The organism is Kribbella sp. NPDC050470 (genome assembly GCF_044458365.1).
Lineage (GTDB): Bacteria > Actinomycetota > Actinomycetes > Propionibacteriales > Kribbellaceae > Kribbella.
The window spans coordinates 70,850-79,815 of the sequence record NZ_JBITHV010000021.1 but is presented as its reverse complement, the minus strand read 5'-3'; the positions used below and the strand labels follow the sequence as shown (position 1 = coordinate 79,815).

The following is an 8,966-nucleotide window of genomic DNA, read 5'->3' as shown; positions in this document are numbered from 1 at the left end:
TGCGGCTCGGCCGGGTGCTGCTGGAACTGCGTCATGGCTGGGACTCCCCCTGCTAAGCTAATGTATGCCTAGCACCATAACCGTCCCGACGCACACTCACCGGGCACACTAGCCGAACGGCCCCTGCCTTGACAGTCATTCCGGTAATCGGACGGCGACACGCCGTAATAAGTTGCACCCAGCAACAGGCAACCGCTTAACCGCCCATCGCGCACCAGGGGATATCCCCCGCGCGTGTGGGTTCTCCCCTTGCCGACGAGGGGAGAACCCACAACACACGGGGATATCCGCTGAAACGGGTCGGGGGTCAGAGGTTGCCGCGGCGTTCTTGTTCGCGTTCGATGGCTTCGAAGAGGGCCTTGAAGTTGCCCTTGCCGAAGCCCAGCGAGCCGTGCCGCTCGATCAGTTCGTAGAACACCGTCGGCCGGTCGCCGATCGGCTTGGTGAAGATCTGCAGCAGGTAGCCGTCCTCGTCCCGGTCGACCAGGATGCCGCGGCTCTTCAGGTCCTCGATCGGCACCCGGACCTTGCCGATCCGGGCTCGCAGCTCCGGGTCGTCGTAGTACGAGTCCGGCGTGTTGAGGAACTCGACGCCGTTGGACCGCATGATGTCGACGGTGCGCAGGATGTCGTTGGTGGCGAGCGCGATGTGCTGGGCGCCGGCGCCGTCGTAGAACTCCAGGAACTCGTCGATCTGCGACTTCTTCTTCGCGATGGCCGGCTCGTTCAGCGGGAACTTGACCCGATGGTTGCCGTTGGCCACCACCTTGCTCATCAGCGCGGAGTAGTCGGTGGCGATGTCGTCGCCGATGAACTCCGCCATGTTCACGAAGCCCATCACCTTGTTGTAGAACCCGACCCACTCGTCCATCTTGCCGAGCTCGACGTTCCCGACCACGTGGTCGACGGCCTGGAACAGCCGCTTCGGGTGCCCCTCCGGCCGAGTCACCTGGGTGCTGGCGGCCACGAACCCGGGCAGGTACGGGCCGGAGTACTTGCTCCGGTCGATCAGCGTGTGCCGGGTGTCGCCGTACGCGGCGATCGCGGCCCGGCGGATGGTGCCGTGCTCGTCGGTGACGTCGTTCGGCTCCTCGAGTACGACGGCGCCCTGCCGGCGGGCGTGCTCGATGCACTTGTCCACGTCCGGGACCTCGAGCGCGAGGTCGGCCACGCCGTCGCCGTGCCGGCGGTGGTGGTCGAGCAGCGGGCTCTTCGGGCTGACCCCGCCGGTGATGACGAAGCGGGCCGAGCCAGCCTTGAGCACGTACGCCTTGCTGTCCCGGTTGCCGGTCTCCGGGCCGGAGTACGCGACCAGGTCCATCCCGAACGCGAGCTGGTAGTACTTCGCGGTCTGGGTGGCGTTGCCGACCACGAACACCACGGCGTCCATCGCGTGCACGGGGAACGGGTCGGTGCTCTCGTCGTACGGCACCAGGCCGACGAGTTGCTTCAACTGGTCGAGGTCGAGATCGGCGTCGAGCTCTGCGGGGGTGAGGTCGGTGCTGGTCATCGTGGTCCTCCCGGTTCGGGTTCGTGCCGATGAGCCTGCTGCGGCGGGACAGGTTGCGCAACACATCCCTGTTTGACTGGGCAGGTTGTGCAGTATCGTGCAGATGTTGCTGGACTATTTGGTCAGGGTGACCATTGATGGAGGCAAGTTATGTCGGTGGACGCGCTGGACGCCCGCATCCTGGCGTTGTTCGCGGCCGAGCCGCGGGTCGGCGTGCTGGAGGCGTCGCGGCGGCTCGGGGTCGCGCGTGGCACGGTGCAGGCGCGGCTGGACCGGTTGCAACGTGACGGCGTGGTCCGCGGTTGGGGGCCGGACATCGACACCACCGCGATCGGCTACCCGGTGACCGCGTTCGCCACTCTCCAGATCGAGCAGGGCTCCGGCCACACCGCGGTCGCCGAGGCGCTGGCCCGGATCCCGGAGGTCCTCGAGGTCCACACGATCACCGGCGCCGAGGATCTCTGGTGCCGGATCGTGGCCCGCTCCAACGCCGACCTCCAGCGCGTCATCGACCAGGTCGTCATCGTCCGCGGCATCCAGCGAGCCTCGACGGTGATCGCGCTGGCCGAGCAGATCCCGCACCGAGTCCTGCCCCTGGTCGAGGCGGTTGCCGAACGCCCAGGCCATCACAATGCGGGCCGGCGAGCGGACTCCCCGCCTGCGGCACCGCTCGAGGAGCGATTGTGATGGGGTGGGGGTCCGCCTAAGCGAGTCGCTTGGCGACCTCGATCGCGGCCCGGGCAACTCGGGGGCCGACGAAGTCGCGGTCGAGCTTGCCGAGGACGACCACGCCGATCGAGGCTTCGACCCCAGGTACGCCGAGGACCGGGGACGACACGCCTTGCGCGCCGGCCTGGAGCTCGCCCGAGGTGACGACGAACGGCCGGCCGGCCGGGTCGGGTTTGCGGCGGCCGGCCAGGATCGCCTTCCCCGCGGCGCCCTGGTCGAGCGCGTGCCGCGACCCCATCCGGTAGGAGACGTGGAAGTCGGTCCAGCTCGGCTCGATCACCGCGATGGCGAGCGCTTCGTCACCATCCGCGACGGTCAGGTGCGCCGTCGCACCGGTGTCTTCCGCCAACGAGCGCAGGACCGGCAACGCAGCGTCACGGAGCGTGGGCTGAACGCGCCGGCTGTAGTGCAGGACCGCGAGACCGAGCCGGGCCCGGCCTTCACTGTCACGCCGGACCAGCCGATGCAGCTCCAGCGTGTTCACCAACCGATAGACCACCGTGCGGCTGACGCCCAGGGCGGCGGCCAGCTCGGTGATCGAGAGGCCGTCCGGGGCGTCCGCCAGCAACTCGAGGACGGTGAGTCCCCGGTCGAGGGTCTGGGACGTCTCTGCGGGCACCTCCGAAGCGTATCCGTTTTTCGGGCACGGCCCGATGGCCCCGTATCTTGCTGCCGTGCGAAATTACTGGGCGCTCCTCCCCGCCATCGCCGTGATGATCGGGCTGATCCTGCTGTACGCGATCCCGACGCTGATCAATCCGCAGTGGACCAGCTCGATCCTGGGCCTGTTCCGGCAGTTCCCCGAGGACGCCCAGCCGGCCCAGAATCCAGGGCAGGATCAGGCCCGGAATCAGGCCCAGAATCAAGCGCAGAATCAGGAGCAGGCCCAGCGGCCGGCCGGGGTGCTCGGGCCGCAGCAGATCAAGTCGCGCCGGATGCTGGCCGGCTTCCTGGTCGTCGCCGCGCTCGCACTGCTCGGCTTCAACATCCAGCTGAACCGCGAGTCGAACGCCTGCTACCAGGCGGCCACCGCATGGGGCGCACTGCACGGCGAGGCCGCCGAGGACCCGTGCATCGGGATGATCTACGGCACCTTCTTCGGCGACGGCACCGGTTCGACGACCAAGGACAGCGCGCAACCGGTCCCGGCGTACCAGGTGGTGCACAAGAAGAAGCCGACGTACCTGCGCTGGATCCAGAACCCGCCCAAGTACGACGAGGCCGACCTGCTGATCGGGACCGTTATGGAGTGCGCCTCCGACCTGCGGATCACCGAGGAGGAGGACAAGGTCGTGGTCCTGATCGACGCGAACCAGCCCTGCCCGGAGACCGACAACGTCTCGCTGACCTCCTACAAGCTGAAGAAGCCGCTCGGCGACCGCAAGGTGGTCACCGTCGACGACAAGCCGATGGAGCAGATCAACCCGGACGTCGACTCCTGGCCGACGGTCGTCAAGAAGCTGGTGACCGGCGGCTAGTTCAGCTCCCGCGTCCTGGAGTCGTAGACCCGGAACGGGCGGTTGCGGGCGAGGAGCAGCAACAGTCCGGCGATGCAGACGGCGGCGCCGCCGAGGAGGGCGATGGTCGGGGTGGTGAGCGACGCCGCCGTGCCCGCGACGAAGTCGCCCAGGCGCGGGCCGCCGGCGACCACGACGATGAAGACGCCCTGGAGCCGCCCGCGCATCGCGTCCGGCGCGGCCGACTGCAGGACGGTGTTCCGGTACGCCGAGCTGACCATGTCGGCCGCCCCCGACAGTGCGAGCAGCGCGACCCCGAGCCAGATCGTGCGGTACAGCCCGAAGAGTCCGACCGCGGCGGCGTAGACCGTGATGGCGACCACGATCGCCACGCCTTGGCGCCGTACCCGGGTCACCCAGCCGGAGAATACGACGCCGATCAGCGCCCCGATCGCCGGCGCCGCCTGCAGCAGGCCGACCGTGCGGACTCCCCCGCCGAAGAACGCGCCCGCGACCGCCGGGAACAGCGCCCGGGGTTGCGCGAACACCATCGCCAGGATGTCGGCCAGAAACGTCGCGAGCAGTGCCGGTGCCGCCCGCAGGAAGGTGAATCCCTCGAGCACCGACCGCAGGCCGGCCCGGCGCACCTCACCGGTCGGCGGCACCGACGGCAGCCGGAACAACGCGTACAGCGCCGCGGTGAAGGTCAGCACGTCGATCAGGTACGCCGCCGCGAACCCCTGCCAGGCGATCACCGCCGCACCGAGCAACGGTCCGGCGGTGAAGCCCAGGTTGAACGCGGCCTGGCTGAGCGTGTTCGCGGCCGGCAGCAGCTCGGGCCGGATCAGCCGCGGGATGATCGCCGACCGCGCCGGGTTGTTCACCGCGAAGCACGCCGACTGGCAGGCCACGACGGCGTACAGGACCCAGGTCTGGTTCCAGTGCAGCTGGGACTGCAACACCAGGACCATCGAGAGCAGCCACAGTCCGGCCGACGAGACGAGTGCGAGAGTACGACGGTCGATCGCGTCGGCCATCGCCCCGCCGTACAACCCGAACACGATCAGCGGGACGAGTGAGCACAGCCCGACCAGCCCGACCGCGAACGTCGAGTGCGACAACGCGTAGACCTGGATCGACACCGTCACCGCGGTCATCTGCTGGCCGAGCTGGGACACCGTCGACCCGACCCAAAGCCGGCGGAAGTCCGGCGACTCCTTCAACGGCCGGATGTCAGTGAGCAGACGCACCCTGACAACTTATGTCACGGCGTGAAAATACTCAGAACCGAGGGAACAGCTCGTGCTCGAGCGGCTCGCCCACGGTCAGGCCGAGCCCGTCGGTGACGACGTGCCGGGCGCCCGTGTACGTCGCCTCGGCGTCGACGTAGATCGCCACGTGCGCGATCCGCGGGTCGTCGGTCAGGTTCGGCGTCGCGGAGTGCGCCAGATAGGCGTTGTGGAAGGTGCAGTCACCGGCCCGCAGCGGGATCGTGAGCCGCTCCTCCCAGCGCAGATCCGGCGCAGCCCGGAACATGTCGTCGCGGTCGGACAAGTCCTGCCGGCGCAGGTCTTGGTGGTCGTGCGAGCCCGGGATGAACGTCATGCACCCGCGCTCCACCGGTACGTCGACCAGCGCCACCCACACGGACAGTGAGTGCCGCGAGCCACCGTGCGGCCAGTACGGCGCGTCCTGGTGGAACTCGGTGGCCGCGCCGTTGTGCGGCGGCTTGATCAGCAACTGGTCGTGCCACAGCCGCAGCGGAACCCCGGCCAGCGCCGTCGCCGCGGCGGCGAGCCGCGGGTCCAGGGTGAGCTCCTTCAGTACGTCGTCCTGCCGCCAGATGTTGACGTACTGGTTGAAGATCGGCGACTCGCTCGCGTTGTCGGCAGCGATCCCGCTCGCCGCCGCGGCCGCGTCCCGGAACCGGGCCGCCTCGTCGGCGCTGATGATGTTCCGGATCCGGACGACGCCGTCGCGGCGGTAGGCCGAAATGGTCTCTTCATCCAGCTGCGCGGCTGTCGTAGGGTCGGTGGTGGTCATCGGTCGGCTCCTCGGAATCCGTTGCCTGGTTGGTGCTTCCAGCCTCGGGCACGCACGACGGTGAGGACAGGCAGCAGTTGACCAGAACTTGACTGATCCTGACCTCCGGAGGTCGGCAATGCACAAGGTCCTCAGCAGTGAGGTCTTCGCGGACCAGCGCCTCCCGGTCGCCGGTGAACGCCTCGAACTGGTCGCCGACGTCGCACCGCACAGCCACGCGTTCTTCGAGATCGCGGTCGTGATCGCCGGCCGCGGCATCCACCTCTCGGCGGCCGGCGAGGTCACGCTCGAACCGGACTCGGTCGTGGTGCTCCGGCCGGGTGAGTGGCACGGGTACACCGACTGCGACGGGCTCGTGCTCCGCAACGCGTACCTTGGTCCGGACGTGTTCGGGTTGCTGTCCGGCGCGCTCGTCCGCGGCGGCGAGTCGCCTGAGCCGGCCCATCCCGCGGTGCAGCACGCGATGCGATTGCTGGAGGCAAGCATCGACGAGCCGTGGACGCTGGACCGGCTGGCCGGTCTGGTGAACCTCGCACCGGGGTACCTGGTCCGGCTGTTCGGGCGGACCGCAGGCATCTCACCGATGGCGTACCTTAACCGCCTCCGGGCCGAGCGCGCTGCCGGCCTGCTGATCGAGACCGAGTTGCCGATCGCCGCCATCGGGGCGATGGTCGGCTGGCACGACCCGAGCCACGCCACCCGCCGCTTCCGCTCCACCTTCGGCCTCAGCCCCTCCAGCTACCGAGCAACCTTCCGCCCGTAGCGGCGACGCGCGGGAATGGGACTGGGCGGGCAGGGGGTGGGGTGGTGGGCAAAGATGGTCACCATGAGTTCCCTTCGCACCCCTGACCCGAACCCCGGCTGGCTCTCCGAGTTCGCGCTCGAGGAGACCCGCACCCGGGTTCCGATCCTGTACGTCGAGGCCGTCCCGGCGCGTGTCGACGCCAACGGGCAGATCGAGCATGTCGGCGTACTGCTGCGCGGGTCGGCCACGACCGCCGGACAGATCACCCGGACGCTGGTGTCAGGGCGCGTGCTGCACGGCGAGTCGATCCGCGACGCGCTGCTGCGCAACATCGAGAAGGACCTCGGCCCGGCGGCGTTTCCCCGGCTGCCGGTCAGCCCGGTGCCGTTCACGGTCGCGGAGTACTTCCCGCTGCCCGGGATCAGCCCGCTGCACGACCCCCGCCAGCACGCCGTCGCCCTCGTCTACGTCGTCCCGGTGACCGGCGAGTGCAACCCGCGCCAGGACGCCCTCGAGCTCACGTGGCTGACCCCGAAGGAAGCCCTCGAGCCGAGCCTGCTGGGCGACCTCGAAGGCGGCCGCGGCCAGCTCCTCAAACAAGCCCTCGCCTGGTCCGGCGCTCTGGTCTGACTACGGGCGCCCTGAAGACGTCCGGCGCCCTGATGACGTCCGGCGCTCTGGTCTGACGTCCGCCGGGGAGGTCGCTCACCACGGCAACCGCCCCTCCTCGGCCTGCACCTCACCGGTCGGCCCGCCCGCGTCCAGCGTCGCCAGCCGGACCGCGACGGCCGCACCCTGCTCCGGCGTCCGCGGCGCGTCCCAGCCGCCCATGTCCGTCGCGCAGTTGCCGGGGTCGGCCGCGTTCACCAGGATGCCGCTCCCGCGCAGCTCGTTGGCCAGCATCACGGTCACCATGTTCACCGCCGCCTTGGACGCGTTGTACCCCAGCATCAGCATCGTCGACAACGGCGACTCCGGATCGCCGACCACCTCGAACGACGCCAGCGAAGTCGACATGTTGACCACCCGGGCCTGCTCCGCCTTCCGCAGCAACGGCAGCATCGCCTGCGTCACCCCGACCAGCCCGAACACGTTCACCTCGAACGCCTCCCGCAGTACGTCGCCCTCGATGCGGGACACCGCGTCGTCGCCACGCGGGATGATCGCCGCGTTGTTCACCAGCACGTCCAGCCGCCCGTACTCCGCCTCGATCCGGCCAGCCGCGGCCCGCACTGACGCCTCGTCCGTCACGTCCAGCTGCACCGCCTCCACTTCGTAGCCCTCGGCAACCAGCTCCTTCGCTGCCGCCGCTCCCCGGGCGAGGTCGCGGGACCCTGCCAGCACGGTGAACCCAGCCGCCCCGAGCTGCCGCGCGATCTCCTTGCCGATGCCTTTGTTGGCGCCCGTGACGAGCGCGATCTTCGTGTCCATGCGGTCCAATCTGCGGCCGCCGAACGGACTCAGGCAGAGTGGGCCGAACCTGGGATCGGCAGTCCCTGTTTACGGTTTGCGGCGCCTGGAATCCTTGGTCCATGGACCGGGGACAGCTCGCAGAGTTCTTACGGCTACGGCGGGAGGCGCTGAAGCCCGCCGATGTCGGCCTGCCCGTGGGCCTGCGCCGGCGCACCCCCGGACTGCGCCGCGAGGAGGTCGCCAGCCTGGCCACGATGTCCACCGACTACTACACCCGGCTCGAGCAAGGCCGCGGTCCACGCCCGTCCAGACCGGTGCTCACCGGCCTCGCCCGGGCGCTGCGACTGAACGACGACGAGCGCGACCACCTGTTCCGCCTGGCCGGTGAGCAACCCGGTCCGCCGCCAGGCCCGCCGACCGACGTCCGGGTCGGCGTCCTCCGGATGGTGGCGCGTCTCGACGTACCGGCCCTGGTCCTCGACGCGAAGTACGACGTCCTCGCCTGGAACCCGTTGTCCGCCGCGCTGATCACGGACTTCTCGGCGCTGCCGGTCAAGGAGCGCAACCTGCTCCGGCTGCGGTTCCTGCACGGCGACAAGCAGGCGGAGCGGTTCGGCGAGACAGCGACCCACGACTTCGCGTTCGCGACCGCGGCGGATCTGCGCGGGGCGACCGGCCGCTACCCGAACGATCCCGGCATCGCCGGGCTCGTCGCGGACCTGCTGGCGGGCAGCGAGGAGTTCGCGAAGATCTGGTCGTTCCACGATGTGTCCCGGCAGCACAGCATGTGCCAGACGATCTTCCACCCCGAGGTCGGCCGGATCGACGTGGTCTGCGAGGTCCTGGTCGTCCCCGAGCGCGACCAGCGCGTCATCCTCTACACCGCAGAGCCGGGCTCACCCTCCGACGAGGCACTCCGGCTGCTCGCCGTCATCGGCACCCAGACCATGTCCCGGACTTGACAACCGAGCGGTCTACCGCCCGGAGTAGGTCGTGCCAGACACGACCTAACCAAGGCTGAGCCTCCGCACGCCAGGGGCGTGCGGAGGCTCGGGGGTCACCGGGAGGG

General features: G+C 69.5%; 10 protein-coding genes. 5 read left to right on the top strand and 5 right to left on the bottom strand.

The annotated features are described in order from the left end of the window. Window positions 1-307: 307 nt before the first annotated feature. Window positions 308-1,510: a 4-hydroxyphenylpyruvate dioxygenase gene (gene hppD / locus ACIBGM_RS43435; protein ID WP_396388889.1), complete on the bottom strand. Its 1,203-nt coding sequence runs from the start codon at window positions 1,508-1,510 to the stop codon at window positions 308-310. Between the two features lie 150 nt (window positions 1,511-1,660). Between hppD and ACIBGM_RS43430 the strand changes: the two genes are divergently transcribed. Beyond that, window positions 1,661-2,197, top strand: coding sequence for an Lrp/AsnC family transcriptional regulator (locus ACIBGM_RS43430; RefSeq protein ID WP_360528860.1), 537 nt, complete (start codon window positions 1,661-1,663; stop codon window positions 2,195-2,197). A gap of 16 nt (window positions 2,198-2,213) precedes the next feature. Here ACIBGM_RS43430 and ACIBGM_RS43425 read toward each other — a convergent pair whose 3' ends face one another. Beyond that, window positions 2,214-2,858 carry a helix-turn-helix domain-containing protein gene (locus ACIBGM_RS43425; RefSeq protein ID WP_360528857.1) on the bottom strand — a complete coding sequence of 215 codons (645 nt, stop codon included), beginning with the start codon at window positions 2,856-2,858 and terminating at the stop codon, window positions 2,214-2,216. 55 nt (window positions 2,859-2,913) lie between these two features. Between ACIBGM_RS43425 and ACIBGM_RS43420 the strand changes: the two genes are divergently transcribed. Then, the gene (locus tag ACIBGM_RS43420) at window positions 2,914-3,717 is read left to right on the top strand and encodes a hypothetical protein (RefSeq protein WP_396388888.1); all 804 of its coding nucleotides are present in this window, start codon (window positions 2,914-2,916) and stop codon (window positions 3,715-3,717) included. On the opposite strand, the gene ACIBGM_RS43415 is transcribed toward ACIBGM_RS43420, so the two are convergent. After that, window positions 3,714-4,946: an MFS transporter gene (locus tag ACIBGM_RS43415; RefSeq protein ID WP_396388887.1), complete on the bottom strand. Its 1,233-nt coding sequence runs from the start codon at window positions 4,944-4,946 to the stop codon at window positions 3,714-3,716. The genes ACIBGM_RS43420 and ACIBGM_RS43415 overlap by 4 nt on opposite strands. A gap of 31 nt (window positions 4,947-4,977) precedes the next feature. After that, window positions 4,978-5,739, bottom strand: a complete 762-nt coding sequence (locus ACIBGM_RS43410; protein WP_396388886.1) for a phytanoyl-CoA dioxygenase family protein — start codon at window positions 5,737-5,739, stop codon at window positions 4,978-4,980. 118 nt (window positions 5,740-5,857) lie between these two features. Between ACIBGM_RS43410 and ACIBGM_RS43405 the strand changes: the two genes are divergently transcribed. After that, window positions 5,858-6,502 (top strand): AraC family transcriptional regulator, encoded by a 645-nt coding sequence (locus ACIBGM_RS43405; protein ID WP_360528845.1) that lies wholly within the window; start codon window positions 5,858-5,860, stop codon window positions 6,500-6,502. Window positions 6,503-6,565: 63 nt separating this feature from the next. After that, window positions 6,566-7,114 carry an NUDIX hydrolase family protein gene (locus ACIBGM_RS43400; RefSeq protein WP_360528842.1) on the top strand — a complete coding sequence of 183 codons (549 nt, stop codon included), beginning with the start codon at window positions 6,566-6,568 and terminating at the stop codon, window positions 7,112-7,114. 75 nt (window positions 7,115-7,189) lie between these two features. Here ACIBGM_RS43400 and ACIBGM_RS43395 read toward each other — a convergent pair whose 3' ends face one another. Further along, a complete protein-coding gene (locus tag ACIBGM_RS43395) occupies window positions 7,190-7,915 on the bottom strand; it encodes an SDR family oxidoreductase (protein ID WP_396388885.1) in 726 nt (241 codons plus the stop codon). A gap of 101 nt (window positions 7,916-8,016) precedes the next feature. Here ACIBGM_RS43395 and ACIBGM_RS43390 point away from each other — a divergent pair, with 101 nt between their 5' ends. Next, on the top strand, window positions 8,017-8,859 hold the full coding sequence (locus tag ACIBGM_RS43390; protein WP_396388884.1) for a helix-turn-helix transcriptional regulator: 843 nt from the start codon (window positions 8,017-8,019) through the stop codon (window positions 8,857-8,859). The last annotated feature ends 107 nt before the right edge of the window (window positions 8,860-8,966 follow it).

Excerpts from the sequence above, each read along its gene's own strand:
- hppD (WP_396388889.1), bottom strand. The coding sequence starts at position 1,510 with ATGACCAGCACCGACCTCACCCCCGCAGAGCTCGACGCCGATCTCGAC.
- ACIBGM_RS43430 (WP_360528860.1), top strand. The coding sequence starts at position 1,661 with ATGTCGGTGGACGCGCTGGACGCCCGCATCCTGGCGTTGTTCGCGGCC.
- ACIBGM_RS43410 (WP_396388886.1), bottom strand. The coding sequence starts at position 5,739 with ATGACCACCACCGACCCTACGACAGCCGCGCAGCTGGATGAAGAGACC.
- ACIBGM_RS43405 (WP_360528845.1), top strand. The coding sequence starts at position 5,858 with ATGCACAAGGTCCTCAGCAGTGAGGTCTTCGCGGACCAGCGCCTCCCG.
- ACIBGM_RS43400 (WP_360528842.1), top strand. The coding sequence starts at position 6,566 with ATGAGTTCCCTTCGCACCCCTGACCCGAACCCCGGCTGGCTCTCCGAG.
- ACIBGM_RS43395 (WP_396388885.1), bottom strand. The coding sequence starts at position 7,915 with ATGGACACGAAGATCGCGCTCGTCACGGGCGCCAACAAAGGCATCGGC.
- ACIBGM_RS43390 (WP_396388884.1), top strand. The coding sequence starts at position 8,017 with ATGGACCGGGGACAGCTCGCAGAGTTCTTACGGCTACGGCGGGAGGCG.